The sequence below is a fragment of the Winkia sp. C0117E2 genome (assembly GCF_056590455.1).
Window position 1 is genome coordinate 83,039 of record NZ_JBWPWD010000002.1, and the last position, 23,095, is coordinate 106,133.

36 protein-coding genes are annotated in these 23,095 nt (G+C 57.2%); 31 read left to right on the plus strand and 5 right to left on the minus strand.

Features of this window, described 5'->3' with window-relative positions; all coding sequences use genetic code 11:
- Positions 1 to 180 precede the first annotated feature (180 nt).
- The 12 genes from rpsJ (at position 181) to AC1EKG_RS02790 (ending at position 5,805) form a co-directional block, all read left to right on the plus strand.
- A complete protein-coding gene (rpsJ, locus tag AC1EKG_RS02735; protein WP_004805679.1) occupies positions 181 to 489 on the plus strand; it encodes a 30S ribosomal protein S10 in 309 nt (102 codons plus the stop codon).
- Positions 490 to 500: 11 nt separating this feature from the next.
- Positions 501 to 1,169, plus strand: a complete 669-nt coding sequence (gene rplC / locus AC1EKG_RS02740; RefSeq protein WP_004805680.1) for a 50S ribosomal protein L3 — start codon at positions 501 to 503, stop codon at positions 1,167 to 1,169.
- 2 nt (positions 1,170 to 1,171) lie between these two features.
- A complete protein-coding gene (gene rplD, locus AC1EKG_RS02745; RefSeq protein WP_004805682.1) occupies positions 1,172 to 1,822 on the plus strand; it encodes a 50S ribosomal protein L4 in 651 nt (216 codons plus the stop codon).
- A complete protein-coding gene (gene rplW, locus AC1EKG_RS02750) occupies positions 1,819 to 2,124 on the plus strand; it encodes a 50S ribosomal protein L23 (protein WP_004805684.1) in 306 nt (101 codons plus the stop codon). Before rplD ends, rplW begins: the two co-directional genes overlap by 4 nt.
- 23 nt (positions 2,125 to 2,147) lie before the next feature.
- Positions 2,148 to 2,984, plus strand: a complete 837-nt coding sequence (gene rplB / locus AC1EKG_RS02755) for a 50S ribosomal protein L2 (RefSeq protein WP_004805685.1) — start codon at positions 2,148 to 2,150, stop codon at positions 2,982 to 2,984.
- A 14-nt stretch (positions 2,985 to 2,998) separates the two neighbouring features.
- Positions 2,999 to 3,280 (plus strand): 30S ribosomal protein S19, encoded by a 282-nt coding sequence (gene rpsS, locus AC1EKG_RS02760; protein ID WP_004805686.1) that lies wholly within the window; start codon positions 2,999 to 3,001, stop codon positions 3,278 to 3,280.
- Between the two features lie 34 nt (positions 3,281 to 3,314).
- Complete coding sequence (rplV, locus tag AC1EKG_RS02765; RefSeq protein ID WP_004805689.1) at positions 3,315 to 3,683, plus strand: 50S ribosomal protein L22; 369 nt, start codon at positions 3,315 to 3,317, stop codon at positions 3,681 to 3,683.
- Positions 3,684 to 4,523, plus strand: a complete 840-nt coding sequence (rpsC, locus tag AC1EKG_RS02770; protein WP_004805690.1) for a 30S ribosomal protein S3 — start codon at positions 3,684 to 3,686, stop codon at positions 4,521 to 4,523.
- A 3-nt stretch (positions 4,524 to 4,526) separates the two neighbouring features.
- Entirely contained in the window at positions 4,527 to 4,946 is a 420-nt protein-coding gene (gene rplP, locus AC1EKG_RS02775; RefSeq protein ID WP_004805693.1) for a 50S ribosomal protein L16, read from the plus strand.
- Complete coding sequence (rpmC, locus tag AC1EKG_RS02780; protein ID WP_004805694.1) at positions 4,946 to 5,185, plus strand: 50S ribosomal protein L29; 240 nt, start codon at positions 4,946 to 4,948, stop codon at positions 5,183 to 5,185. Before rplP ends, rpmC begins: the two co-directional genes overlap by 1 nt.
- A gap of 5 nt (positions 5,186 to 5,190) precedes the next feature.
- On the plus strand, positions 5,191 to 5,463 hold the full coding sequence (gene rpsQ, locus AC1EKG_RS02785; RefSeq protein ID WP_040314863.1) for a 30S ribosomal protein S17: 273 nt from the start codon (positions 5,191 to 5,193) through the stop codon (positions 5,461 to 5,463).
- A 126-nt stretch (positions 5,464 to 5,589) separates the two neighbouring features.
- Positions 5,590 to 5,805 (plus strand): DUF6767 domain-containing protein, encoded by a 216-nt coding sequence (locus AC1EKG_RS02790; protein ID WP_101485603.1) that lies wholly within the window; start codon positions 5,590 to 5,592, stop codon positions 5,803 to 5,805.
- On the opposite strand, the gene AC1EKG_RS02795 is transcribed toward AC1EKG_RS02790, so the two are convergent.
- From AC1EKG_RS02795 to AC1EKG_RS02810, 4 genes are all read right to left on the minus strand, one after another.
- Complete coding sequence (locus AC1EKG_RS02795) at positions 5,789 to 8,317, minus strand: esterase-like activity of phytase family protein (protein ID WP_004805702.1); 2,529 nt, start codon at positions 8,315 to 8,317, stop codon at positions 5,789 to 5,791. The genes AC1EKG_RS02790 and AC1EKG_RS02795 overlap by 17 nt on opposite strands.
- A 275-nt stretch (positions 8,318 to 8,592) precedes the next feature.
- On the minus strand, positions 8,593 to 9,960 hold the full coding sequence (locus AC1EKG_RS02800; RefSeq protein WP_004805703.1) for a C4-dicarboxylate transporter DctA: 1,368 nt from the start codon (positions 9,958 to 9,960) through the stop codon (positions 8,593 to 8,595).
- 27 nt (positions 9,961 to 9,987) lie between these two features.
- Positions 9,988 to 11,406, minus strand: a complete 1,419-nt coding sequence (gene aspA, locus AC1EKG_RS02805) for an aspartate ammonia-lyase (protein ID WP_004805706.1) — start codon at positions 11,404 to 11,406, stop codon at positions 9,988 to 9,990.
- A 137-nt stretch (positions 11,407 to 11,543) separates the two neighbouring features.
- Positions 11,544 to 12,362 (minus strand): HAD family hydrolase, encoded by an 819-nt coding sequence (locus AC1EKG_RS02810; protein ID WP_004805708.1) that lies wholly within the window; start codon positions 12,360 to 12,362, stop codon positions 11,544 to 11,546.
- Positions 12,363 to 12,731: 369 nt separating this feature from the next.
- Between AC1EKG_RS02810 and rplN the strand changes: the two genes are divergently transcribed.
- The 13 genes from rplN (at position 12,732) to map (ending at position 19,908) form a co-directional block, all read left to right on the plus strand.
- Positions 12,732 to 13,103, plus strand: a complete 372-nt coding sequence (rplN, locus tag AC1EKG_RS02815; RefSeq protein ID WP_004805710.1) for a 50S ribosomal protein L14 — start codon at positions 12,732 to 12,734, stop codon at positions 13,101 to 13,103.
- Positions 13,104 to 13,529 (plus strand): 50S ribosomal protein L24, encoded by a 426-nt coding sequence (gene rplX / locus AC1EKG_RS02820; RefSeq protein WP_481067728.1) that lies wholly within the window; start codon positions 13,104 to 13,106, stop codon positions 13,527 to 13,529. It abuts the gene before it with no gap.
- A gap of 2 nt (positions 13,530 to 13,531) precedes the next feature.
- A complete protein-coding gene (rplE, locus tag AC1EKG_RS02825; protein ID WP_004805713.1) occupies positions 13,532 to 14,089 on the plus strand; it encodes a 50S ribosomal protein L5 in 558 nt (185 codons plus the stop codon).
- Positions 14,090 to 14,092: 3 nt separating this feature from the next.
- Positions 14,093 to 14,278, plus strand: a complete 186-nt coding sequence (locus tag AC1EKG_RS02830) for a type Z 30S ribosomal protein S14 (RefSeq protein ID WP_004805716.1) — start codon at positions 14,093 to 14,095, stop codon at positions 14,276 to 14,278.
- Positions 14,279 to 14,353: 75 nt separating this feature from the next.
- Positions 14,354 to 14,752 (plus strand): 30S ribosomal protein S8, encoded by a 399-nt coding sequence (gene rpsH, locus AC1EKG_RS02835; RefSeq protein WP_004805718.1) that lies wholly within the window; start codon positions 14,354 to 14,356, stop codon positions 14,750 to 14,752.
- Positions 14,753 to 14,770: 18 nt separating this feature from the next.
- Entirely contained in the window at positions 14,771 to 15,307 is a 537-nt protein-coding gene (gene rplF / locus AC1EKG_RS02840) for a 50S ribosomal protein L6 (protein ID WP_004805719.1), read from the plus strand.
- Positions 15,307 to 15,678: a 50S ribosomal protein L18 gene (rplR, locus tag AC1EKG_RS02845; protein WP_004805721.1), complete on the plus strand. Its 372-nt coding sequence runs from the start codon at positions 15,307 to 15,309 to the stop codon at positions 15,676 to 15,678. The genes rplF and rplR overlap by 1 nt, the downstream gene beginning before the upstream one ends.
- A 17-nt stretch (positions 15,679 to 15,695) precedes the next feature.
- Positions 15,696 to 16,403 (plus strand): 30S ribosomal protein S5, encoded by a 708-nt coding sequence (gene rpsE, locus AC1EKG_RS02850; protein ID WP_428837434.1) that lies wholly within the window; start codon positions 15,696 to 15,698, stop codon positions 16,401 to 16,403.
- Entirely contained in the window at positions 16,403 to 16,585 is a 183-nt protein-coding gene (gene rpmD / locus AC1EKG_RS02855; protein WP_004805725.1) for a 50S ribosomal protein L30, read from the plus strand. Before rpsE ends, rpmD begins: the two co-directional genes overlap by 1 nt.
- 2 nt (positions 16,586 to 16,587) lie before the next feature.
- Positions 16,588 to 17,058: a 50S ribosomal protein L15 gene (gene rplO, locus AC1EKG_RS02860; protein ID WP_004805727.1), complete on the plus strand. Its 471-nt coding sequence runs from the start codon at positions 16,588 to 16,590 to the stop codon at positions 17,056 to 17,058.
- Positions 17,059 to 17,186: 128 nt separating this feature from the next.
- Positions 17,187 to 18,485 carry a preprotein translocase subunit SecY gene (gene secY, locus AC1EKG_RS02865; RefSeq protein ID WP_004805729.1) on the plus strand — a complete coding sequence of 433 codons (1,299 nt, stop codon included), beginning with the start codon at positions 17,187 to 17,189 and terminating at the stop codon, positions 18,483 to 18,485.
- Entirely contained in the window at positions 18,482 to 19,057 is a 576-nt protein-coding gene (locus AC1EKG_RS02870; protein WP_004805732.1) for an adenylate kinase, read from the plus strand. The genes secY and AC1EKG_RS02870 overlap by 4 nt, the downstream gene beginning before the upstream one ends.
- Positions 19,054 to 19,908, plus strand: a complete 855-nt coding sequence (map, locus tag AC1EKG_RS02875) for a type I methionyl aminopeptidase (protein WP_481067731.1) — start codon at positions 19,054 to 19,056, stop codon at positions 19,906 to 19,908. Before AC1EKG_RS02870 ends, map begins: the two co-directional genes overlap by 4 nt.
- A gap of 72 nt (positions 19,909 to 19,980) precedes the next feature.
- On the opposite strand, the gene AC1EKG_RS02880 is transcribed toward map, so the two are convergent.
- Entirely contained in the window at positions 19,981 to 20,856 is an 876-nt protein-coding gene (locus AC1EKG_RS02880; RefSeq protein ID WP_101485604.1) for a patatin-like phospholipase family protein, read from the minus strand.
- Between the two features lie 175 nt (positions 20,857 to 21,031).
- Here AC1EKG_RS02880 and AC1EKG_RS02885 point away from each other — a divergent pair, with 175 nt between their 5' ends.
- The 6 genes from AC1EKG_RS02885 to rpsK all read left to right on the plus strand — a co-directional run bounded on the left by AC1EKG_RS02885 (position 21,032) and on the right by rpsK (position 23,093).
- A complete protein-coding gene (locus AC1EKG_RS02885) occupies positions 21,032 to 21,250 on the plus strand; it encodes a hypothetical protein (RefSeq protein ID WP_004805739.1) in 219 nt (72 codons plus the stop codon).
- Between the two features lie 82 nt (positions 21,251 to 21,332).
- Positions 21,333 to 21,572 carry a hypothetical protein gene (locus tag AC1EKG_RS02890; protein WP_141740535.1) on the plus strand — a complete coding sequence of 80 codons (240 nt, stop codon included), beginning with the start codon at positions 21,333 to 21,335 and terminating at the stop codon, positions 21,570 to 21,572.
- 208 nt (positions 21,573 to 21,780) lie between these two features.
- Positions 21,781 to 22,002 carry a translation initiation factor IF-1 gene (infA, locus tag AC1EKG_RS02895; protein ID WP_004805742.1) on the plus strand — a complete coding sequence of 74 codons (222 nt, stop codon included), beginning with the start codon at positions 21,781 to 21,783 and terminating at the stop codon, positions 22,000 to 22,002.
- 33 nt (positions 22,003 to 22,035) lie between these two features.
- Positions 22,036 to 22,149 carry a 50S ribosomal protein L36 gene (gene rpmJ / locus AC1EKG_RS02900; RefSeq protein WP_004805743.1) on the plus strand — a complete coding sequence of 38 codons (114 nt, stop codon included), beginning with the start codon at positions 22,036 to 22,038 and terminating at the stop codon, positions 22,147 to 22,149.
- Between the two features lie 133 nt (positions 22,150 to 22,282).
- A complete protein-coding gene (gene rpsM / locus AC1EKG_RS02905) occupies positions 22,283 to 22,660 on the plus strand; it encodes a 30S ribosomal protein S13 (RefSeq protein WP_004805745.1) in 378 nt (125 codons plus the stop codon).
- A gap of 40 nt (positions 22,661 to 22,700) precedes the next feature.
- Positions 22,701 to 23,093 (plus strand): 30S ribosomal protein S11, encoded by a 393-nt coding sequence (gene rpsK / locus AC1EKG_RS02910; protein WP_004805747.1) that lies wholly within the window; start codon positions 22,701 to 22,703, stop codon positions 23,091 to 23,093.
- Positions 23,094 to 23,095: the final 2 nt, after the last annotated feature.

Consider the following 23,095-nt stretch of genomic DNA (forward strand, 5'->3'; position numbering starts at 1 on the left):
GTCTTCCGAAATGGCGCATTCGTGCGCCCGCTTTGGAAAACCGGCAGTCATAACTGCTCGAAAGAGCAGACGAGGCTGTTAGATAAGGAGAAACCACAAACTCGGCGCCGCAGAACATATGCGACACGCCCGAGTGCGTGGGTCGGCAAAATACGACATCAAAGATAGAGGTATGACGGCATGGCGGGACAGAAAATCCGCATCCGGCTGAAGTCCTATGACCACGAGGTCATCGACTCTTCGGCCCGCAAGATCGTCGACACGGTCACGCGCGCCGGCGCCACCGTGGTGGGCCCAGTGCCCCTGCCGACCGAAAAGAACGTGTTCTGCGTTATTCGGTCGCCGCACAAGTACAAGGACAGCCGTGAGCATTTTGAAATGCGCACGCACAAGCGTCTAATCGACATCATTGACCCGACGCCCACGGCAGTAGATTCGCTCATGCGACTCGATCTGCCCGCTGACGTCAACATTGAGATCAAACTCTGAGGAACTCTGCCATGAGCACGCTAAAGCAGACTGCGCCCGCAGTGCCCGTGAAGGCACTTCTCGGCCGCAAGCTAGGCATGACTCAGGTGTGGGATCAGGACAAGAAACTAGTCCCCATCACAGTCGTGCAGGTTGAAAAGAACGTGGTGAGCCAGATCCGTAACAACGAGACGGATGGTTACGAGGCAATTCAGCTAGCCTTCGGCGAGCTGGACCCCCGTAAGGTCACCAAGCCCCTAAAGGGACATTTTGAGAAGGCTGGGGTAGCCCCCCGCCGTCACATTGTGGAAATCCGTACCCCCGATGCTGGCGAATACGAACTCGGCCAGGAACTGGCTGCCGACGTCTTCGAGGCCGGCACCAAGGTCGACGTCACTGGCAAGACCAAGGGTAAGGGCTTCGCAGGCGTCATGAAGCGTCACGGCTTCGGTGGCGGCCCCGCAAGCCACGGTGCCCACCGTATCCACCGCAAGCCCGGTTCTATCGGCGCTTGTGCAACTCCAGGCCGCATTTTCAAGGGCCTGCGTATGGCCGGCCGCATGGGCTCCGCCCGCCGGACCATCCAGAATCTGACGGTCCACGCAGTTGACGCCGAAAAGGGCATCCTGCTCATCACCGGCGCCATCCCCGGTCCCAAGAACGGGATCGTTGTGGTCCGCACTGCCGTGAAGGGTGCGTGAACATGTCTGAGAAACTGACTATCGACATTGTGGATGCCGAAGGCAAGGCCACCGGCACTTATGAACTTCCGGCCGAAATCTTCGACCGCGAACTCAACATTCCGCTGATTCACCAGGTCGTCGTCGCCCAGTTGGCTGCTGCCCGTCAGGGCACCCACGCCACCAAGACCCGTGGCAACGTCCGCGGTGGCGGCAAGAAGCCTTGGAAGCAGAAGGGCACCGGTCGTGCTCGTCAGGGATCCATCCGCTCCCCGCAGTGGGTTGGCGGCGGTGTCTCTCACGGCCCTCAGCCTCGCGACTACTCCCAGCGGACCCCCAAGAAGATGAAGCTTGGCGCTCTGTACTCGGCTCTTTCGGATCGCTTCCGCAAGGACCGTATGCACGTCGTCTCCAAGTTCATGGATGTGGATGCCACTCCGAAGACCAAGGCTGCTAAGGCTGTTGTTGAGGCTCTGGTTGCAGAGCGTCACCCGCTAGTAGTCCTGGATCGCGAAGAGCTGTCCACCGCGTCCTCGCTGTCGAACCTGCAGGAAGTTACCTTCCTCTGGGCAGACCAGCTGAACACCTACGACGTAGTTGACGCTGACGATGTCATCTTCACCACCGCCGCCCTCGACAAGTTCCTGGGCAAAGGCAAGGAGGAAGACAAGTGAGCCTCGAAAAGCATAGGAATCCACGCGACATCATCATCGCGCCGATCGTTTCCGAAAAGGCCTACAGCCTGATGGATCAGGGCAAGTACACCTTCGAGGTGGAAAAGTCCGCGAAGAAGCCGGCTATCAAGGCCGCTATTGAATCCATCTTCGGCGTCAAGGTTGCCTCGGTGAACACGATCAACCGCCAGGGCAAGCGCGTTCGCACCCGCACCGGCTATGGCAAGCGCAAGGACACCAAGCGCGCGATTGTCACGCTGCGCGAAGGCACCATCGACATCTTTGGCGATTCGGTTGCCTGAGCCGGGGGAAATAGAGGAATAACATGGGAATCCGCAAATACAAGCCGACGACCCCGGGTCGCCGCTTCTCCTCGGTGTCTGACTTTTCGGAACTTACCAGGTCGACACCCGAGAAGTCGCTTCTCCGTCCGCTAACTAAGACTGGTGGCCGTAACTCTTACGGTCGCGTGACTGCTCGCCGTCGCGGCGGCGGCCACAAGCGCCAGTATCGCGTGATCGACTTCCGTCGTCACGATAAGGACGGCATCCCGGCTAAGGTCGCACACATTGAATACGATCCGAACCGCACGGCCAACATTGCTCTTCTGCACTTCGCAGATGGCGCAAAGCGTTACATCCTGCACCCCGCAGGTGTGAAGCAGGGCGACCAGATCGAGCAAGGCCCAAGCGCTGATATCAAGCCCGGCAACTGCCTGCCGCTTCGCAACATTCCGCTAGGTACTGTTGTGCACGCTGTAGAGCTGAAGCCCGGCGGCGGCGCCAAGATTGCCCGCTCCGCTGGCTCCTCCGTGCAGCTAGTAGCTAAGGAAGGCCGCTTCGCTCAGCTGCGTATGCCCTCCGGCGAAATCCGCAACGTTGAGGCCGATTGCCGCGCTACCGTTGGTCAGGTTGGCAACGCCGAGCAGATCAACATCAACTGGGGCAAGGCCGGTCGTCTGCGTTGGAAGGGACGCCGCCCGAAGGTTCGCGGTGTCGCTATGAACCCGATCGATCACCCGCACGGTGGTGGCGAAGGCCGCACTTCCGGTGGCCGTCACCCAGTGTCGCCTTGGGGCAAGCCCGAAGGCCGCACCCGCCGTCCGAACAAGCCCAGCGACAAGCTCATTGTGCGTCGTCGCCGGACCGGCAAGAAGCGCTGATTAGGAGTTAGACGATGCCACGTAGTTTGAAGAAGGGCCCCTTCGTCGACGATCACCTAATGAAAAAGGTCGATGCCGCCGTCGAATCTGGCTCCAAGAATGTAATCAAAACCTGGTCGCGCCGCAGCGTCATCACCCCCGATTTCATCGGGCTGACTTTCGCTGTGCACGACGGTCGTAAGCACGTTCCTGTTTACGTGACCGAAGCAATGGTCGGGCACAAGTTGGGCGAATTCGCCCCCACCCGTACCTTCAGGGGTCACGACAAGGACGACCGCAAGGGTCGCCTTCGCTAGGCAACCCATCTACTGGAAGAATTGAGGCAAAACGATGGAAGCCAAGGCGCAAGCGCGATTCGTGCGCTCCACGCCGATGAAGGCACGTCGCGTCGTGAACGAGATTCGCGGTAAGCGTGCCCTACAGGCCTACGACGTGCTGCGTTATGCACCCCAGGCGGTCGCCGAAGACGTCCGCAAGGTGCTACACAGCGCAATTTTCAACGCAAAGTACCAGGCCGAAGAAAACGGCCAGAACCTAAAGCTTGAGGATCTGGTTGTTCGCGCCGCTTGGGTAGACGAAGGGCCAACCATGAAACGGTTCCAGCCCCGCGCCCAGGGCCGCGCAGGCCGCATTTTGAAGCGCACCTCCCACATCACCGTGGTAGTTGGCGCTGACGACAAGAAGGAAGAGGTCCGATAAATGGGTCAGAAGGTTAACCCCACAGGGTTCCGTCTCGGCATCACGACGGACCACCGCTCCCGCTGGTTCGCCGATTCGACCAAGCCGGGTCAGCGTTACTCTGACTTCGTCAAGGAAGATGTTGCCATCCGTCGCATGATGGAGGGCGAACTCGAACGTGCAGGCATTTCGAAGATCGACATCGAGCGCACCCGCGATCGTGTCCGCATCGACTTGCACACTGCTCGTCCGGGCATTGTTATTGGACGCCGCGGCCTAGAGGCCGATCGTCTGCGCGATCAGCTCGAGAAGCTGACCGGCAAGCGCGTCCAGCTCAACATCTTGGAAGTAAAGTCCCCCGAGATCGACGCTCAGCTGGTTGCTCAGGGCATTGCCGAGCAGCTTTCCGCTCGTGTGTCGTTCCGTCGTGCGATGCGCAAGGGCATGCAGTCCGCCATGCGTTCTGGCGCCAAGGGCATTCGTGTCCAGTGCTCCGGTCGTCTGGGCGGCGCAGAAATGTCCCGTAGCGAGTTCTACCGTGAAGGTCGCGTTCCGCTACACACCCTTCGCGCCAACATCGATTACGGCTTCTACGAAGCCCGCACAACCTTCGGCCGCATTGGTGTGAAGGTTTGGATCTACAAGGGCGATATGACCGAACGCGAATTCGCGCGTCAGCAGGCTGAGGCCGCTCCGCGTGGTCGCCGTGGCGATCGCCGTGGCCAGCGCCGCGGACGCGGTGGCAACCGCCAGCAGAACGCTTCGAAGCAGCAGGCTCCGAAGCAGGACGCCAAGGCGCAAGCAGCTGAGGCCCCCAAGGCTGAAGCTCCGGCTACCGAGAAAAAAGAAACGGAGGCCTGAGCCGTGCTCATCCCTCGACGTGTTAAGTTCCGTAAGCAGCATCGCCCCAATCGGCGCGGTGTAGCCAAGGGCGGTACCCAGATCAGCTTCGGCGATTTCGGTATCCAGGCACTCGAGCACCACTATGTGACCAACCGTCAGATTGAGGCTGCCCGTATTGCCATGACCCGCTACATCAAGCGTGGCGGTAAGGTTTGGATCAACATTTTCCCGGACCGTCCGCTAACCAAGAAGCCCGCTGAAACCCGCATGGGTTCCGGTAAGGGCGCACCCGAATGGTGGGTTGCAAACGTAAAGCCCGGCCGCATCATGTTCGAACTGGCTGGTGTTTCCGAAGACGTGGCTCGCGAGGCCCTCCGTCGTGCGCAGCACAAGCTGCCGATGCGGACTCGCTTCGTCACTCGTGAAGGTGGTGACCGCTAATGCCTAAAGGATCGAAGGGTCTAACTGCAGCCGACCTCGACATGATGGACGAGGCGCAGCTGGCTGAAGAGCTCGATAAGGCTAAGGCCGAGCTGTTCAACCTGCGCTTCCAGATTGCGACCGGTTCCGGTGCCGACAATGGCCGGGTCCGCGCACTGCGCCGCGACATCGCCCGTATTTACACAATTGCGCGTGAGCGGGAGCTTGGCATCCGCACCGCGCCCGAGGCAGGTAAGTGAGCAATATGAGCGAGACTGTAAACGAAGAGCGTAACCAGCGCAAGGTTCGCCGCGGCTACGTCGTCTCCGACAAAATGGAGAAGACCGTTGTGGTCGAACTGGAGGAGCGTTCTAAGCACGCTCTGTACGGCAAGGTCGTTACCAAGACCAAGAAGGTCAAGGCACACGACGAAAACAATGAGGCCGGAATCGGCGATTACGTCCTCATCATGGAGACCCGCCCGCTTTCCAAGACAAAGCGCTGGCGCGTCGCCGAAATCCTAGAGCGCGCTAAGTAAGCTGCTCTAATGTTGTGGCCCGGGAGCTCTCCCGGGCCACAACTATTTAATTGGTGCGCGGGCTGAAAAGGCGAGTTTGCCGACCTTTGTTTGGGACTTAGGTGGGTGGGGTAATACCATCGACATATGGCAACGAATGGAAAAAGACGTGTGGTAGCGCCCCGCTGCCCCCTGCGTCCGGGGGAGCCCTGTACGCTTTGTCAGGCATTCGTTACGGGGCCCGAGGACTGCCAGACAGTGAAGCTGGTAATGCAGGATCCCGAGCTACGAGAGCTGCTAGCTGAGCGTCGCCGCGAATACAACGCTCAGCGTAAAGCTCAGAAGATTACGCCCGTCTCCTAATCACCAGGTAGCCCGCCGCTACTAGACCGGCGGCTACCAAGAGTAATCCGCCCACGTAGGTACCGGTGTTTTGCAGGCTTTGCCCCTGCTTATGTTTTTTTGCTGGGCTAGGGCGGCTAGTAACAGGAGTGGCAGGCTCGCCCTTTGGCTTGGCAGAAGTTGTGGGCCTTCCCTTAGATGTGCTGCCCACCGGGGTAGGACAGGGGACCTCAGCGGCTTGCTTGCCAAGCAGGGTCGCATTTGTCATGCCGGTAAGGAAATATGTTTCCCCGGTGGCATCCTTTAATCCGTCGTTGTCGGTGATTGCGTAGACATCGCAGGTAGAGGTCATTGCCAAACCTTCAAACTTTTCCTGCATCCACCCGGCGTAGCCCATAGCCACCTCCCGTAGATCCTGCCCGCTGCCGAGCTTTTGAACGGGGATCGGTTGTTCCTTTCCGCCCTTGTTCGGGAGGCGAATGGCCTGAGCTTTCTTGATGCGGGCGGCCGGGCCATTCAACTTATCGCGTTCGATTACGGCCAAGGTATCTGGTCCCAGCACGGTGATGTCGGAAAGGCCCATCCAATCGCCCTCGGTAGAAGTGGCAGTTAGCGGGTAGGAGTACCAGGTCCAGCTCTTTGCGGCCACCTGGTAGCGTCCGATGCGAGCACTATTACCTTCCAAGGCGGCAAGCGGTTTAGCCTTGGGATCTTTCCAAAGAGGGCGCTGTACGGCCACATACAGCACCTCGTCTTTGCCGGTTCCCGTTGCGGCTACGCCTTCCAAGCCCCACTTGCCGATGTGCTCAGTAACTGACGTAGGCAGTGACACCCGTTCTTGGATAGCCCCGTTAGCGTCGGTCCTGTAGAGGGCGTTTTGTGCCCCGCTCTTGCCCTCATGGGCGAGCCAGAAACCGCCCTCGGTGCGAGCAGCTACGCCCTCCAAGTCAAGTGAAGCAGGCAACCCAGAATCGGTTACCGTGATGCGCTCATCAATGACCGGAGAATTTTCCGCAATGTTGCCGATGCGGTAGATATAGGACTCTGCAAGGGCATCGTCCGAAACAGCATAGAGGTGGGTTGGGTCAGTCGGGTCGGGGCTGAGGCCGCTCATGGCCGTCCAACCGATGGGCGCACCGTCTTTTTCAGCCGACGTCAGGTGCATGGGGGAGTGAGCACCCTGCTTGTAAAGGTTCACGCTCGCGCGTACGCCAGCGTCGGCCTCATCGGTTTCAGAAGAGACAGCCAATATGCCCTTGGCTGGGATGGGCAGAATCCCTTCTGGGCCGTTTGTTGTAAACAGTAGCTGTTTGAAAACTGGCGTGGCGGGATCTGAAACGTCGTAAACGGCAACGAAGTTAGACCGTTCTGTAGCAACGAAGGCATAGGGAACACCGGCAAAGGTAGCGACCGCTAACCCTTCCGGCTCCGGTCCCTTCTTTTCCGCGCGCTTCTCGTTGTGCAACCCGTACTTGATGGCCAGATTTTCAATTTCGTTGCCAGAATCGTAGACCACCTTTCCGGAGGTGTCGAAAATGCTCCACCCCCGGGAGCCGCCCTTCCAATCACCCTCATTGGCAGTGGCCACGTAGTTGTTGCCGACCCACGCGATAGCATCGGGCTCGCGGGGCACCCCCTGCAAAGATCCCGTCGGATTGATCAAACCGTCATTCTTTACGTCGATACCTTTGAGGTCGACCTTGCCGGTCGAGAACGCGGAGGTGATCGACTTAGAAGGTAGATCGATGATCGCCACTCCATTATTTTCCTGGACAGTGACTGCCAGCTGGTTGGCCTCATTGATGCTGACATATTCGGGTTCAGGGTCGGTAGGGCTATCCCAGCCCGCAGCGGCGATTTTGGGGTCGGGATTTCCCTTCTTGTCCACGAAATAGACGGGCGTAGCCTTCCATGAACTCGGATTGGAATTCAGCTCGATCGTCTGCACGAAGCCGGCTGGTAGCTGAGGCAGGCCTCCGTCGCCCCTGTCCTCGTCGCGCTGATTCTCGATTGCGATCGCGGCATACTTCCCGTCTGGCGAGATGGCGATGGAATCGGGCTGTCCCTTCAGGTCGATAGATGCGACTTTTTCCCGGTCGGCGATTCTTACTACGTCTACGCGCCCAGAAGGGGAATCGTAATTCTTACCAGTCTGATCTACGACTACTAGCAGGTAGTCGCCACAGGCAGCTACCGAGGTGGGTTGATCGTCCGCATCGCCCTCCTTAGCAAGATCAAATGAGCCGAGTCCTCTTGGAGCGGAAGGATCAGAAATATCCAGGAAACCAATCCGCTTTCCCGCAGCATCCGTATAGATCAGGGTGTTGCCGTCTTGCGAAACAGTCGAGATTTCGGCGTTGGTCTGGGCATTTCGGTCGGTGCCGGCAGGAACGTTTAGATACACCGGATAGGTGCTTACCCGGCCGAATGGTGCTTGGTCTGCCTCGGTGGGGGAGCCGAGGGCGGAAAGTGGGAGGCCGGCAAGCATGCTGAGCACGGCGGTTCCCGCTAAAGTGCGACGCAGAGTGTGCATAAGAATCCTTTCTAGACGGCTTAATAAAACCGCGAAAGGGTGAACTAGCTCTCTTGCTTAGGTAAAGGAATGGTGAACTTGCGCACGTATTTGTAAATGACTGCTCAGCAATTCTTCTTAGAAATATATTAAGTGCCTGGTGAAAGAAAAGATAGACAATATGTTCCACCATGAGTGTGATGCAGATATCAAAAAGATTACAAAATTTAGGTAAGGAAGAATGAATATAAAAATCTGGGGGCGGAATTATCCGCCCCCAGATTTATTGCAGGTTACTAGGCAGTTATCTGTTCTTGCTGCTTGGATTCATCGGTTTCGACGTCATAGACAAACGGGTGCTTGCCATCAAGCGTCTCTGCCACCCGTTGCTTGTCAATGGTGTGCGTCCAGGTGGCCACGATCAGGGTTGCTACAGCGTTGCCGATGTAGTTGGTCAGGGTACGGGCCTCGTCCATCAGACGGTCAATGCCAACGATGAGCGAGACGCCGTCCACGAGCTCGGGCCGGTATGTTTCCAGACCAGCGGCCAGGGTGGCTAGCCCAGCGCCCGTGACGCCCGCGATGCCCTTGGACGCAATGATCAAGAAGACCAGTAGTCCGATCTGTTCTCCGAGGCCCATGGGCTTGTTCATCGCATCGGAGATGAAGATCGCGCACATGGTTACGTACATCGACGAGCCGTCCAGATTGAACGAGTAACCCGTAGGAATTACCAGGCCGACGGTAGCCTTGTCGACCCCCATGTGCTCTAGCTTCTGCATCAGGTGAGGCAAGCCGGTTTCAGAGGAGGAGGTTGCTAGCACGATGATGATTTCGTTTGCCAGGTACTTGAAGAGCTTGCCAATAGACAGGCCGGTGAAGATCTTCAGCATTACGCCCAGGACCAGGAAGATGAAGATTGCGCAGGTGGCGTAGTAGGTAAGGATCAGTTTCGCAAGGGCCAAAACTGCCTTCCAACCGGTGGTAGCCATGACGCCTGCCATTGCGCCAAATGCGCCGATCGGGGCCAGCCAAAGGATCCAGCCCATGATCTTGAAGACGATCTTCTGCACGGACTCGACCAGGGTCAACACGGGTTCGCCGGCCTTGCCCATGCCAAGGAGAGCGAAGCCCACCAACAGCGCCACGATTAGCACCTGGAGCACGTTGTGCGAGGTTAGGGGCGAGAAGACGGACTCGGGGATCAGCCCCTGGATGAAACCGACAACGCCGCCCGGGCCGTCAGCTTTCTTCTGGACTTCGTAGTGCAGGTTCTGCAAATTCAGTCCGGAGCCAGCCTTCACAAAGTTGCCTACTGCCAGACCGATCCCCAATGCGAAGGTGGTCATCGTGATGAAGTAGGCCAGCGCTATGCCGCCGATTTTGCCTACTGTTGCGGCGGCCTTGACCGAACCTACGCCCTGCACGATCGTGCAGAAGATGATGGCGGGAACCATCATCTTGATCAGCCCGACGAAGGCTGACCCAAGGAAGGCAAGGCCTGCGACTCGTTCGCCGAAGATGGAGCCGACCACTATACCGGCGACAACCCCGACGATCACGGCAACAAACAGCCATTTCATTTTGCTGTTAGAGGGCTCCTTCTTTTTTGCGGCTGCGGTTACAGCCTGCCCAGAGGAGGAGCCTTTTTGCTCTGATTTCATTCGTAACTCCGAAATTCTTAGATGGGTTTAGTTGGCGTCGTACAGCTCGCCAGAGTAGTGCGGATGCATAAGGTTTTCCGGGGATAAGATTTCGTCGATCTTATCTTCTGGTAGCAACCCCTTTTCTAGGATTACTTCCTTCACCGACTTGCCAGTAGCAGCGCACTCCTTACCGATCTGGTCGCCAGCAGCGTGCCCAATTACATCGTTAAAATAGGTGACTATGCCGATGGAGTTCATAACGTAGTCGTAGCAGCGTTCGCGATTTGCGGTGATACCTTCGATGCAGCGTTCACGCAGCGTCCTGCAGGCGTTGGTAAGTAACTGTAGTGATTCGAACACGGAGGCTGCCAAGGCTGGTTCCATGACATTTAGTTCCAATTGTCCTGCTTCTGCGGCGAACATAACCGTGGTGTTGTTGCCGAAGACTTTGAAGCAAGCTTGGTTTACGACCTCGGGAATAACGGGATTTACTTTTGCCGGCATAATCGAAGAACCAGCCTGCAGTTCAGGAAGGTTGATCTCTTTTAGACCGGCGCGAGGCCCCGAGGCCAGGAGGCGAAGATCGTTGCAGATCTTCGACAGTTTCATGGCAAGCCTATTGAGGGCGGCGTGCACCATCACGTAGGCGCCGTTGTCGTAGGTGGCCTCGATTAGGTCGGGCGAGGATACCACGTCGTATCCCGTCACCTCGCCAAGCTTGGCAGCTGCGGCCTTGGCGTATCCCGGAGGAGTGTTTACGCCGGTACCGATTGCGGTAGCGCCGAGGTTCACCTGCAGTAGCAGCTGTGTGCAAAATTCGATGGTCTTTAGATCTTCGGTTAGGTTGTGCTCATAACCGTGAAACTCTTGGCCCAATGTCATGGGGACGGCATCCTGCAACTGGGTGCGACCCATCTTCAGCACATCTTCGAACTCGGTGCCCTTTTTCCCGAAGGCGCCAATGAGGGCTTCCAATTCTTCAGTTAGCTTTTGCTTGAGGGCGTAAACGGCCATGCGGAAACCGGTTGGGTAGGCGTCATTTGTTGATTGCGATTTGTTCACGTGGTCGTTGGGGTGTACAACGTCGTAACGCCCCTTCTCAAGCCCTAGGGTTTCTAGGGCCAGATTGGCAATGACCTCGTTTGTATTCATGTTTACCGATGTCCCGGCGCCCCCTTGGAACACGTCAATGGGGAACTGATCCATGCAGCGACCTTCGTCTAGGATCAGGTCACAGGCCTTGACGATGGCCTCACCAATTTTGGTGGGCAGTGCGTGGCAGGCCATGTTTGCCAGCGCGCAAGCCTTCTTTACTTGCACCATTGCGCGCACAAACTCCGGGACATCTTGGATCTTTTTCCCAGAGATTTGGAAGTTCTCGATTGCCCTGGCTGTGTGGACTCCGTAAAAGTTCTGATCTGCAATTTCTTTTGTGCCAATCAGGTCCTCTTCGACGCGAGACATATTTACCTCTACTAGTTCGTAGTTATCGCTTATGGGGCGATTGCCGCTCAATTACGGTCTGGCCCAAGTGTAAACTACCTGCCAAGCATCGGCGGTGCCTTGAGTCCCAAAACTAAAATATTAATTGTTTTTAATAGTTAGATGAGTTTTAAATACTCAAATGCATTCTTAATCCCATCCTCATCTACTGAGGTGGTGGTCCATTTGGAGATTTCTTTTATTTCGTCGATAGCATTTCCCATAGCGATGGATGTTCCTACTGTTTTCATCATCGGGCCATCGTTCGCACTGTCGCCAATGCCGATCGTTTGCTCTAGGGGAATGTCTAAATGCATAACCACCTGCCGCACTCCGCTGGCTTTGGAGATGTTTGCCGGTACCAACTCGCCGCCCTCGGTGCCTTCTGCTGTAACAGAGCCAGCAACGATGGTGAAGCGGTCGCCGAAGTGTTCAATGACGTCCTCTAGGGAGGCGCTCGCCGTCGGTGGCAGAGTGAACGTACACTTCCCGCAGCTGGTAGGAGTACCGGTCTTTAGGTACGGAGCGACCTGGTGTAGGTACGGTGTCCAGTCCCCTGCGATCCGATCGGCGCCCGCGCCGGAGTAGGAGTCAAGGAATTCCTTAGAGGGCATGATTCGATCCGGCCCCTGCCAAATCCAATATCCGCCAACCGAATTGATGAAATTCGAGATCTCGATAATGTCCTCGTCTGAAATGCGCTCGTCGAAGATTACCTCGTCCTCGCAGGTAACGTAGGTGCCGTTTGCTCCCACAAGCCCAGAAATGCCAAGGTCCCACAGCCATGGGTACACCTCCGGGTAAGAGCGGCCGGTGCACATGAATAGCTTGTGGCCATTTTGCGCTGCTCTCTGACAGGCTTCCACGGCAGATCGTGGAGCCTGCTGGGAAGAATTGATTAGGGTGCCATCTACATCAAGGAACACGAGTTTCTGCATGCCTGTATCGTCTCATACGCTCCCGCACCGGTCTACGTAGCAGAAGGGAAAAAGAGCTTTCCAGCCTGGGTGCTTGGTGAGCAAAGGCACAGGGGTGAATCAAGGGAGACTGGTTTCATTTGTAAGCCTAAATAGGTAGGCTTGTTGAGTTGCGTGTCTACTAGTCTACCTAGTGGGAGTGCCGGACTGCCAATAGTTCAGCCACTCGGGAGCAGCCTACGACGTGGGTTTTGCAGAGACCTGGCACATGTTGTGCCCGAGTCTGCGACTCACCTCTCAGGCGCCGGAGTACGCAATGGTACAGATACGTTCGGCTAGGCTCACGGGCTTTACCCAAAGAGAACCGGCACGACGACAGGAGATTACTCAATGATTCAGCAGGAGTCGCGACTGAAGGTCGCCGACAACACTGGTGCAAAGGAGCTTCTTTGCATCCGTGTACTCGGTGGCTCGGGTCGGCGCTACGCCGGTATCGGCGACATGATCGTCGCTACCGTCAAAGACGCCATCCCCGGCGGCAACGTGAAGAAGGGCGAGGTCGTAAAGGCCGTAGTCGTTCGCACGAAGAAGGAACGCCGCCGCCCCGATGGTTCCTACATTCGATTTGATGAAAATGCTGCCGTGATCTTGAAGAACACGGACGGAGAACCCCGCGGGACGCGTATTTTTGGCCCGATTGGCCGTGAACTTCGCGACAAGAAGTTCATGCGCATCATCTCGCTGGCACCGGAGGTGTTGTAAATGGGAGCCAAGATCAAGAAAGGTGACCTAGTACAGGTCATTGCAGGCCGCGCGTCCGATCCTAAGGATGCTCGCCTAGTAGCCCGCAACAAGCGTCGCGAAGCCGAAGGGCTCGAGCCGCTAGCACCGGGCGACAAGGGCAAGCAGGGACGCGTGCTCAAAGTATTCCCTAAAGAAAACCGTGCACTGGTCGAGGGCGTAAACGTTCGCACTCACCACGTCCGTCAGGGTCAGAACGCCCAGGGGCAGGTAACCGGAGGCATCGAGAAGCGCGAAGCGCCCGTCGATCTTTCCAAGCTGGTCCTGGTCGATCCTTCCACCAAGAAGCGTGCCAAGGTTGGCTTCCGTGAAGAAGAGGTCGAGCGCGATGGCCGCACTCGCACTGTGCGTGTTCGTTACAACAAGGCGACCGGAAAGGATATCTGAGAATGACTGAAACTCAGACCCCGCGCCTGAAAGCGCGCTACCGCGAGGAAATCATTCCCGCCCTCGAAAAGAAGTTCAACGTAGCCAACCCAATGCAGATTCCCGGTCTGACCAAGATCGTTGTGAACATGGGTGTTGGTGAAGCTGCACATGACTCTAAGCTCATGGACGGCGCAATTCGCGACCTGGCGGCCATCACGGGCCAGAAGCCGGCCGTGACCAAGGCCAAGAAGTCCATCGCACAGTTCAAGCTGCGTGAAGGCCAGGCCATTGGCGCACATGTCACCCTTCGTGGCGACCGCATGTGGGAATTCCTGGACAGGCTGCTCTCCACTGCTCTGCCCCGTATCCGCGACTTCCGCGGACTCTCGGCCAAGCAGTTCGATGGCAACGGTAACTACACCTTCGGTCTGACCGAACAGTCCATGTTCCACGAAATTGATCCGGATAACATTGACCGCGTTCGCGGCATGGATATCACCGTCGTCACTACGGCGAAGACCGACGAGCACGGCCGCGAGCTGCTGCGTCAGCTCGGCTTCCCGTTCAAGGAGGACTGACAAATGGCGAAGACCGCACTAAAGAACAAGGCTGCCGGCAAGCAGAAGTTTGCTGTTCGCGCCTACACCCGGTGCAACCGTTGCGGGCGTCCCCGCTCCGTGTACCGCAAGTTCGGCCTGTGCCGCATCTGCCTACGCGAGATGGCCCACGCGGGTCAGCTCCCTGGCGTAACCAAGAGCAGCTGGTAAAACGACTACTTCGCAGGTCCCCCGCCTAACTGGCGGAGAGGAAACCGCGAAGAGGAAGGGCTGAAGCCCAAAAATATGACTATGACAGACCCAATCGCAGATATGCTAACGCGTCTGCGTAACGCTAACTCGGCGCACCACCAGTCGGTGTCCATGCCTTACTCGAAGCTGAAGTTCGCTATTGCGGGCATCCTAGAGCGCGAAGGCTACATCGCCGGCAGTGAAGTTGCCGACGCCAGGGTTGGTAAGACCCTGACTCTTAACCTGAAGTACGGTCCGAAGCGTGAGCGCTCCATTGAAGGTCTGCGCCGCGTTTCCAAGCCGGGCCTGCGTGTATACGCAAAGTCCAACAACCTCCCCGAGGTTCTGGGCGGCCTGGGTGTGGCAATCCTGTCCACGTCCTCCGGCTTGATGACTGACCGTGAAGCTAACGACAAGGGTGTAGGTGGGGAAGTCCTCGCCTACGTCTGGTAAGGAAAGGGGGAAAGTAACATGTCACGTATTGGTAAGCTTCCCATTTCCATCCCCGCAGGTGTAGACGTCACCGTGTCGGGCCAGAACGTAAAGGTGAAGGGCCCCAAGGGCGAGCTCGCATTGGATGTGCGCGAACCCATTTCCGTGAAGGTCGAAGACGGATCGATCAAGTTGGAGCGTCCGGACGATTCTCGTACCGCCCGCTCGCTACACGGCCTGTACCGCACCTTGGTTGCCAACATGATCGAGGGCGTAACCAACGGTTACAAGAAGCAGCTCGAGATTGTTGGTACCGGTTACCGTGTCGTTGCCAAGGGCAAGAACCTAGAGTTCGCCCTCGGCCTGTCCCACCCGGTCGTAATCGAACCGCGTGAGGGCATTGAGTTCACTGTGGAGGCGGCGAATAAGTTCACCGTCTCTGGTATCAGCAAGGAGCTCGTCGGCGAAGTTGCAGCTAACATTCGTAAGCTGCGCGCGCCTGAACCCTACAAGGGCAAGGGCATCCGCTATGCGGGTGAACACGTACGCCGCAAGGCCGGAAAGGCAGGTAAGTAATGTCTTACTCTGTAAAAGGCAAAGGTAAGGTAGCCGCTCGTAAGCGCCGTCATCTGCGCGTTCGTAAGCGCGTATTCGGCACCACCGAGCGTCCGCGTCTGGCAGTATTCCGCTCGAACCGTCACATGGTTGCGCAGGTTATTGATGACCAGAACGGTCGTACCTTGGCCGCAGCATCCACTTTGGAAGCGGAACTGCGCTCCGAGGGCGATTCCAAGACCGAAGCAGCTCGCAAGGTTGGCCAGGCTGTGGCCGAGCGCGCGAAGGCTGCCGGAATTGAAGCCGTGGTCTTCGACCGCGGTGGCAACAAGTACCATGGCCGCATCGCCGCTGTCGCCGAAGGCGCACGCGAAGCTGGCCTGAGCCTCTGACCGAAAGAAAGGAAAAGCTGATGGCTCCTCAGAATAGCCGCCGGCAGGGCGGTCAGGGTTCCGCGGAATCGCAGGATACGGATCGTCGCGAACGCCGCGGCCGCAACAATGAGCGCAAGGACAACCGTCGCGGTGGTCGCAACAACGACCGCAACGAGTTCGTCGAGCGCGTTATCACTATCAACCGTGTTTCCAAGGTCGTGAAGGGTGGCCGTCGCTTCAGCTTCACCGCTCTAGTAGTGGTTGGCGATGGCGAAGGCACCGTCGGCGTTGGCTACGGCAAGGCTAAGGAAGTACCCCAGGCCATCTCCAAGGGCGTTGAAGAAGCAAAGAAGAACTTCTTCCGCGTTCCCATGGTTGGCCGCACCATCACCCACGTGGTTCAGGGCGAAGATGCAGCAGGCATCGTTCTGCTCCGCCCCGCCTCCTCTGGTACTGGTGTAATCGCGGGTGGTCCTGTCCGCGCCGTCCTCGAATGCGCTGGCATTCACGACGTCCTAACCAAGTCTCTCGGCTCGTCGAACGCACTCAACATCGTTCGCGCAACGGTCGCAGCTCTGAAGCAGCTGCACCAGCCCGAGGCAGTAGCAGCCCGCCGTGGCCTGTCTTTGGAACGCGTTGCTCCCGCAGCCATGCTGCGTGCACGCGCCGAAGCAGATGCCGAAAAGCGTGCAGCTGCTGAAAAGAAGGAAGCCGATAAGGCTGCCGCAGGGGTGAGTGCGTAATGTCGAAACTGAAAGTTACCCAGGTTCGTTCCAAGGCTGGAGCAACTCCGAAGCAGCGCGCTACTTTGGCTGCTCTTGGCCTGCGTAAGATGCACCAGGTTGTGACCCACGAAGATCGTCCGTCTGTACGCGGGCAGATCAACGTCGTGAGCCACATGGTGACCGTCGAGGAGGTCGACTGACAATGGCGAACACTGCTAAGAAGCTGGGCGACAAGCCCGTAAAGCTACACCACCTGAAGCCAGCTCCGGGTGCCAAGAAGGCCAAGATCCGCGTGGGTCGTGGTGAGGGTTCGAAGGGTAAAACTTCGGGTCGTGGCACCAAGGGTACCGGCGCACGTAAGAACGTGCCGGCAGGATTTGAGGGCGGCCAGATGCCGGCCCACATGCGTCTGCCGAAGCTGCGCGGGTTCAAGAACCCGTTCCGCGTCGAGTACCAGGTTGTGAACCTTGACGCACTCTCGGAGGCATTCCCCGAGGGAGGCAAGATCGAGGTTGCTGACCTAGTTGCTAAGTCGCTGGTTCGCAAGAACAAGCCCGTCAAGGTGCTTGGTTCTGGCGAAGCTGCTGCTAAGTTCGACCTCGTGGTCGACAAGTGGTCTGAGTCCGCAAAGCAGAAGATTGAAGCTGCTGGCGGTTCTCTAACAGCTCGGTAATAAGCCGTGAAGGACGGGCGGTTCGGCCCTAGGCCGGATCGCCCGTTTTTCGTTTCAGAAAAAGGCGATACCATAGAACCCGGTTTTGAAAACTCGTGGTATCCCCATGAATATCATTGGAGAAAAGTTTGTTAGCTGCATTTGCACAGGCGTTCCGAACCCCGGATCTGCGTAAGAAGCTACTATTCACGGCTTTCATCATGCTGCTGTTTAGGGCTGGTTCATTCATACCTACTCCGGGCGTGTCATTTTCGAACGTCCAGAAGTGTCTAGCCAACAACTCCCAGTCCGGTCTATTGGACTTGGTAAACCTGTTCAGCGGTGGCGCAATGCTGCAGCTGTCGGTATTTGCTCTGGGCATCATGCCGTACATTACTGCCTCGATTATTACGCAGTTGCTGCGCGTGGTTATCCCGCGTTTCGAGGATCTGCACAAGGAAGGCCAGGCCGGCCAGGCGAAGATGACGCAGTACACCCGTTACCTGACCATCGCCCTCGGCGTGCTGCAGTCTACGACAATCATCTCTCTAGCTCGGTCGGGAAGGCTACTGCCTAATTGCTCCGCGGCAGACCCGATCATCCCGAATGATTCGGTTATCAACTACATTCTTATGATCATCACCATGACCGCTGGTACTGGTCTGATCATGTGGCTCGGCGAATTGATCACCGAGCACGGCATCGGCAACGGTATGTCGCTGCTAATCTTTACTTCTATTACCGCGAACCTGCCGGCTCACCTGTGGTCCATCGCTAAGGCCAACGGTGGCGTTGCAAAGGTGCTTGTCGTGATCGCCCTCATCCTGGTTGTCACGCTCGCGATCGTGTTTGTGGAACAGGCGCAACGTCGCGTCCCAGTGCAATATGCAAAGCGGATGGTTGGGCGTCGACTCTTCGGCGGCTCCACCACCTACATTCCAATGAAGATCAACATGTCGGGCGTTATTCCCGTCATCTTCGCCGCCTCGATCCTGGCGATGCCCACAATGATTGCTCAGTTTGGCGATCCGAAGCAGCATTGGGTGCAGTGGATCCAGCGCAACTTCTCGCAGCAGACCCCGTTCTACCTGATCTGCTACGGCATCCTGGTACTGTTCTTCGCCTTCTTCTACACCGCGATCACCTTCAACCCTGAAGAGATCGCCGACAACATGAAGAAGTACGGCGGGTTCATCCCCGGCGTGCGCGCCGGGCACCCAACTGCCGACTATTTGCGCTACGTCATCAACCGCATTACCACCGGCGGCGCATTCTATCTACTGATTGTGGCGATGGTGCCCACCATCGTAATGATCGCCCTCGGCATTACACAGATGCCGTTCGGCGGTACCACCTTGCTGATTGTTGTGGGCGTCGGCCTGCAGACCGTTCAGCAAATCAACTCGCAACTACAGAAACACCACTACGAAGGATTCTTGGCATCATGACAATGAAACGAGTCGTCATCCTGGGCGCTCCGGGCGCCGGGAAAGGCACGCAGGCAAAAAAGATTGCCGAATATCTAGGGATCCCGCACATGTCCACGGGCGCTATGCTGCGTTCGCAGATCGATAACGGGACCGAGCTCGGCAACAAGGCCAAGGAATACATGGTTGCCGGCAATCTAGTTCCTGACGAGGTCGTGAACGACATTGTGGCCACCTCGCTGAAGGAAGCAGTCCGCGATGGCGGCTTCTTGCTGGATGGCTACCCGCGCAACCTGGATCAGGTGCACAACCTGGGCTACATTCTGCATGACCTAGGAGTCGAGATCGACGGCGTCCTCGAGCTGAAGGTCAACTTCGACGAGGTCGTTGAGCGCATCAAGAAGCGTGCCCAGATTGAGGGACGAGCCGACGATTCTGACGAGACGGTACGCAACCGGCTCGAAGTGTACAAGCGGGAAACCGCCCCGATCACGGCGTTCTACCAGACCGCTGGCAAACTCACGGTAATCGACGGCATGGGCACCGTCGACGAGGTGTGGGAGCGCGTGAAGGCGGCCGTTGACGCTGCATGAGGCGCGGTATTGAACTAAAGAGCATCGACCAGGTTCGGCACATGCGACGTGCGGACCTGGTCGTTGCCGATATTCACAAGGCTCTTCGGGAGGCAGCTAAGCCCGGCGTCACCACCGAAGAACTAGACACGGTCAGCGCCCTCGTCATAGAGAAGGCCGGAGCGAAACCGAATTTCCTGGGTTACTACGGGTACCCGGCGACTGCCTGCATGTCTGTAAATGACACGGTTGTTCATGGCATCCCTGACGACTATGTGTTGCAAGAGGGCGACATGGTCTCCTTTGATTGCGGCGCCTACGTCGAGACGGATGGCAAGCAGTGGCACGGCGATTCCTGCTTCACCATGATTGTGGGCGGAGACGACAAGGCTCGCGGCGATGACCTGACTCTGTCCCGTATTACTGAAGAGGCAATGTGGGCCGGGATTGCTTCGCTGGCGTCGAAGAAGCGGGGACTGACTATCGCCTGCGTAGGCGACGCAGTTGAACAGGTGGTAGCGGATGCCGCTGACAAGTACGGCTGGGAGGCCGACATTGTCGAAGAGTTCATCGGGCACGGTATTGGGACGCAAATGCACCAGGCACCGGATGTGCTGAACTATTCGGTGCGAGGACGCCAGCCGAAGGTTGTTCCTGGAATGGTTGTTTGCGTGGAACCGATTCTGACTCGTGGCTCTGCCCAAGTGTTCACATTGGATGACGAGTGGACTGTCAAGACTCACGACCATTCACATGCTGCCCACTGGGAGCACTCAGTGGCCATCTTGGAAGACGGCATCTCGGTACTATCCGCGCCGGACTTTGGTAAAGCCGGTCTGGCAAAGTACGGGATCGAACCCATAGAGCTGTAAGAAACCAATAAGGAATCCCCGGAAGGTATCCTTCCGGGGATTCTCTATGCCTAGATGTTGGGGCCTGGTGGGTTACAGGCCCAGCCATGCTTTCAGGTAGGGGAGGGTTTGCTGGCACTGGAAGTAGCCGGCGTCGTAGTTGGCCTGGAGTTTTTGTACTGACCGCTCCAACCCCGTAACCTGCATGTGCCAGGGGTAGTAGACGTATGCTCTGCCTTGCCGTTCGAGCTGCAGCAGCCGGCGCCGGGTTGCCTGATATTTTTTGTGGCGTTGCAGTAGGGCCTTGACTAAGTGCGGGTATTTCCTAAAAGCCCGTTTATAGAGGGCGGGATTCTTAGGTGTTTTCTTCACATAATCTCGGGGCCGGGTAAGGACCACAACGAAGTTCCTGTACCCGTCCATCTCGGCTGCCTCTAACGGAATGCCTCCGGACGGGCCTAGAGCACCGTCGGCGTAGAGCTCGCCGTCGATCTGCACGTAGTTCATGAGTCCCGGCATGGTGGAGGCGGCTCGCACCTTTCGCATCAGATCGGCCTCATCCCGGATATCAGCGCGGCTCCAGTAGACGGGTTTGCCGTCCCGAACCCTAAACGAGCTGATCCGCAACTGTGCAGGATTATTCCAAAACGCTTCGAAGTCGAAGGGGAGCGGTGCATCCTGTAGCCCCGCCTCCTCATAAATGTACTTGGCATTGAAGTATCCATCCCCGCGCAGGAAGGAACCAATGGAACCAATGTTGGGATCGGCAATGAAATCTACGAAGGAACGCTTTGCTCGGTCAGCGTCCCTGGACAAATAGTTGACAGCGTTCGAGGCTCCGGCCGAAATCCCAGAGACGTGTGGGAAGAAGATTTCGTTCTCAAGTAACGTCACTACAAAAGGCGCGGTACCGGATGCGCGCATCGCGCCGCCCTCGAAAATTAGGGCTGTGTTTTCCAGTGTTGGCATATCAATCCTTCCGATCCCAGTGTAGGAAACTGGCTACAAAGCTGCACAGCACGCTCAAAGCTACAGCAGGATTGCAAGTCTGTTTAGGCCGGGTGGGAAAGAAAGTGTAGGCCGGGTACCCTGCGCGTGAGGGCGAGCAAGAGTGCATGTAAGATCCAATTGGATAGGAGCAACAGTGGCAAAGTTTCTTTTCTACGCGGGGATTGTAATAGCAGTTATCGCATTCGTGATTTCGTTATGGGAACTCTTTGGCACCCTTCCTTACAAGCTCCAAAACGCAACAATCCCCCTTGTAATTCTTGCCTTAGCTATGGTGAAGGGTGCCGAGATGCTGCGGAAGAAGAACAGTCAGGATGACGGCGACACCCAAACAGGGGAAGCAGCTGACAGATAAAGCAGACCTCCGTAGGCGCGAGGTGAGCGTTGCACGCGCGAAAGGCTGCTAGTAGCCTGGCATGGGAATAGGGGAGGTCGCCTTGGAAACTCTGTCAGTAATCCTAAAAGTGGGTATTGCAGCGTGCGCAGGAGCACTGGTTTACGCCCTCTTGCAGGACTCGACCCCGTCGTGGTTCTGGACTGTGGCCATTGCTATGTTGGTGGTATGTGGTGCTGAACTATTCCTGATCCACCTGATTCACAAAGATGACTCTGCCGAGGGCGGCGAAACGAGACACATGCAGGCAGGTGACACGCCTCTTTTCGAGGACGAAAATTAGGGCTAAGATTCTTTTCGGAGAGCCACAAGGGGCTAGCGAAATTAGTGTCCAACCTCACGTGAGGTATCAAACAGCCTAACTCCCTTTACCTGCTGGGCAATGTCGCCTATTCTTGATAGTCGGGTGTCCGTGCATACAGCTATGCCCGGATCTTGTCCACAAGATCTGTGGGCGCCCAGTAATTTACAGACAAGGTAGACGGAAGGTTATGGCGAAAAAAGAAGGCGTCATTGAAGTAAAGGGAACAGTCGTCGAGGCTCTTCCTAACGCAATGTTCCGCGTCAAGCTAGAAAATGACCACATCGTGTTGGCTCACATTTCCGGCAAGATGCGTCAGCACTACATCCGCATCCTCCCCGAGGACACGGTTGTAGTAGAAATGTCCCCTTACGACCTTTCCCGTGGCCGTATCGTTTACCGCTACAAATAATCTAGACCGCGGCTTAGCCGCAGAGGTGAAACCATGAAGGTCAAGCCCAGTGTCAAGAAAATCTGTGACAAGTGCAAGGTGATTCGTCGCCATGGCATTGTCATGGTTATTTGCGACAACCCAAGGCATAAGCAGCGTCAAGGCTAACTTGGCGTCGGCCTCCTAGGCCGAAAGCGCTCGCTAAACGATCAAAGGATCGACCCCTGGTGACGGAGGCCAGGGCCGCAAAACTGGTGCGGAAAGCGAAGCGACGACCTCCGATCAAGATGGAGAAAACCAGATGGCACGTATTGCCGGAGTCGACCTCCCCCGCGAAAAGCGGATGGAAGTCGCACTAACTTACATTTACGGCGTTGGCCGCACGCTATCGCAGAAGGCTCTAAAAGAGACTGGCGTTAGCCCGGACCTGCGCGTGAAGGACGCCACCGAGGACGACCTCGTAAAGCTTCGTTCCTTCATTGAGGGTAACTACAAGGTTGAGGGCGATCTGCGCCGCGAGGTGCAGGCCGACATTCGCCGCAAGATTGAAATTGGTTCTTACCAGGGTCTGCGCCACCGCTTCGGACTTCCTGTCCATGGCCAGCGCACCAAGACGAACGCTCGTACCCGCAAGGGCCCGAAGCGCACCGTCGCTGGCAAGAAGAAAGCAACTAAGTAGCAGCGCTAGTCGCTGACCGACGACCTCAGAAGAAGGAAAAATGGCCGCAAACCGCAGCTTCAAGTCGCGCCGCAGCGCGCGCAAGAACGTCACTCACGGACACGCGTACATCAAGTCGACGTTCAACAACACCATCGTTTCAATTACCGATCCGACCGGCGCCGTCATTTCTTGGGCATCTTCCGGTCAGGTTGGATTCAAGGGCTCCCGTAAGTCCACCCCGTTCGCAGCTCAGATGGCCGCCGAGGCCGCTGCTCGCCGCGCACAGGATTCCGGCATGAAGAAAGTTGATGTTTTCGTCAAGGGCCCGGGCTCTGGCCGCGAAACCGCGATCCGCTCGCTTCAGGCAACTGGCCTAGAGGTTGGCTCCATTCAGGACGTCACCCCGCAGGCACACAACGGCTGCCGTCCCCCGAAGCGTCGCCGCGTCTAATC

Excerpts from the sequence above, each read along its gene's own strand:
- rpsS (WP_004805686.1), top strand. The coding sequence starts at position 2,999 with ATGCCACGTAGTTTGAAGAAGGGCCCCTTCGTCGACGATCACCTAATG.
- AC1EKG_RS02880 (WP_101485604.1), bottom strand. The coding sequence starts at position 20,856 with ATGCCAACACTGGAAAACACAGCCCTAATTTTCGAGGGCGGCGCGATG.
- AC1EKG_RS02830 (WP_004805716.1), top strand. The coding sequence starts at position 14,093 with ATGGCGAAGACCGCACTAAAGAACAAGGCTGCCGGCAAGCAGAAGTTT.
- rplX (WP_481067728.1), top strand. The coding sequence starts at position 13,104 with ATGGGAGCCAAGATCAAGAAAGGTGACCTAGTACAGGTCATTGCAGGC.
- rpsC (WP_004805690.1), top strand. The coding sequence starts at position 3,684 with ATGGGTCAGAAGGTTAACCCCACAGGGTTCCGTCTCGGCATCACGACG.
- AC1EKG_RS02870 (WP_004805732.1), top strand. The coding sequence starts at position 18,482 with ATGACAATGAAACGAGTCGTCATCCTGGGCGCTCCGGGCGCCGGGAAA.
- rplR (WP_004805721.1), top strand. The coding sequence starts at position 15,307 with ATGTCTTACTCTGTAAAAGGCAAAGGTAAGGTAGCCGCTCGTAAGCGC.
- rpmC (WP_004805694.1), top strand. The coding sequence starts at position 4,946 with ATGCCTAAAGGATCGAAGGGTCTAACTGCAGCCGACCTCGACATGATG.
- rplE (WP_004805713.1), top strand. The coding sequence starts at position 13,532 with ATGACTGAAACTCAGACCCCGCGCCTGAAAGCGCGCTACCGCGAGGAA.
- rplC (WP_004805680.1), top strand. The coding sequence starts at position 501 with ATGAGCACGCTAAAGCAGACTGCGCCCGCAGTGCCCGTGAAGGCACTT.
- rpmD (WP_004805725.1), top strand. The coding sequence starts at position 16,403 with ATGTCGAAACTGAAAGTTACCCAGGTTCGTTCCAAGGCTGGAGCAACT.
- rpsQ (WP_040314863.1), top strand. The coding sequence starts at position 5,191 with ATGAGCGAGACTGTAAACGAAGAGCGTAACCAGCGCAAGGTTCGCCGC.
- infA (WP_004805742.1), top strand. The coding sequence starts at position 21,781 with ATGGCGAAAAAAGAAGGCGTCATTGAAGTAAAGGGAACAGTCGTCGAG.
- rplO (WP_004805727.1), top strand. The coding sequence starts at position 16,588 with ATGGCGAACACTGCTAAGAAGCTGGGCGACAAGCCCGTAAAGCTACAC.
- map (WP_481067731.1), top strand. The coding sequence starts at position 19,054 with ATGAGGCGCGGTATTGAACTAAAGAGCATCGACCAGGTTCGGCACATG.
- rplN (WP_004805710.1), top strand. The coding sequence starts at position 12,732 with ATGATTCAGCAGGAGTCGCGACTGAAGGTCGCCGACAACACTGGTGCA.
- rpsK (WP_004805747.1), top strand. The coding sequence starts at position 22,701 with ATGGCCGCAAACCGCAGCTTCAAGTCGCGCCGCAGCGCGCGCAAGAAC.
- rpmJ (WP_004805743.1), top strand. The coding sequence starts at position 22,036 with ATGAAGGTCAAGCCCAGTGTCAAGAAAATCTGTGACAAGTGCAAGGTG.
- rplB (WP_004805685.1), top strand. The coding sequence starts at position 2,148 with ATGGGAATCCGCAAATACAAGCCGACGACCCCGGGTCGCCGCTTCTCC.
- rplD (WP_004805682.1), top strand. The coding sequence starts at position 1,172 with ATGTCTGAGAAACTGACTATCGACATTGTGGATGCCGAAGGCAAGGCC.
- aspA (WP_004805706.1), bottom strand. The coding sequence starts at position 11,406 with ATGTCTCGCGTCGAAGAGGACCTGATTGGCACAAAAGAAATTGCAGAT.
- AC1EKG_RS02790 (WP_101485603.1), top strand. The coding sequence starts at position 5,590 with ATGGCAACGAATGGAAAAAGACGTGTGGTAGCGCCCCGCTGCCCCCTG.
- rpsM (WP_004805745.1), top strand. The coding sequence starts at position 22,283 with ATGGCACGTATTGCCGGAGTCGACCTCCCCCGCGAAAAGCGGATGGAA.
- rpsJ (WP_004805679.1), top strand. The coding sequence starts at position 181 with ATGGCGGGACAGAAAATCCGCATCCGGCTGAAGTCCTATGACCACGAG.
- AC1EKG_RS02800 (WP_004805703.1), bottom strand. The coding sequence starts at position 9,960 with ATGAAATCAGAGCAAAAAGGCTCCTCCTCTGGGCAGGCTGTAACCGCA.
- AC1EKG_RS02810 (WP_004805708.1), bottom strand. The coding sequence starts at position 12,362 with ATGCAGAAACTCGTGTTCCTTGATGTAGATGGCACCCTAATCAATTCT.
- rplV (WP_004805689.1), top strand. The coding sequence starts at position 3,315 with ATGGAAGCCAAGGCGCAAGCGCGATTCGTGCGCTCCACGCCGATGAAG.
- rplF (WP_004805719.1), top strand. The coding sequence starts at position 14,771 with ATGTCACGTATTGGTAAGCTTCCCATTTCCATCCCCGCAGGTGTAGAC.
- AC1EKG_RS02795 (WP_004805702.1), bottom strand. The coding sequence starts at position 8,317 with ATGCACACTCTGCGTCGCACTTTAGCGGGAACCGCCGTGCTCAGCATG.
- rpsH (WP_004805718.1), top strand. The coding sequence starts at position 14,354 with ATGACTATGACAGACCCAATCGCAGATATGCTAACGCGTCTGCGTAAC.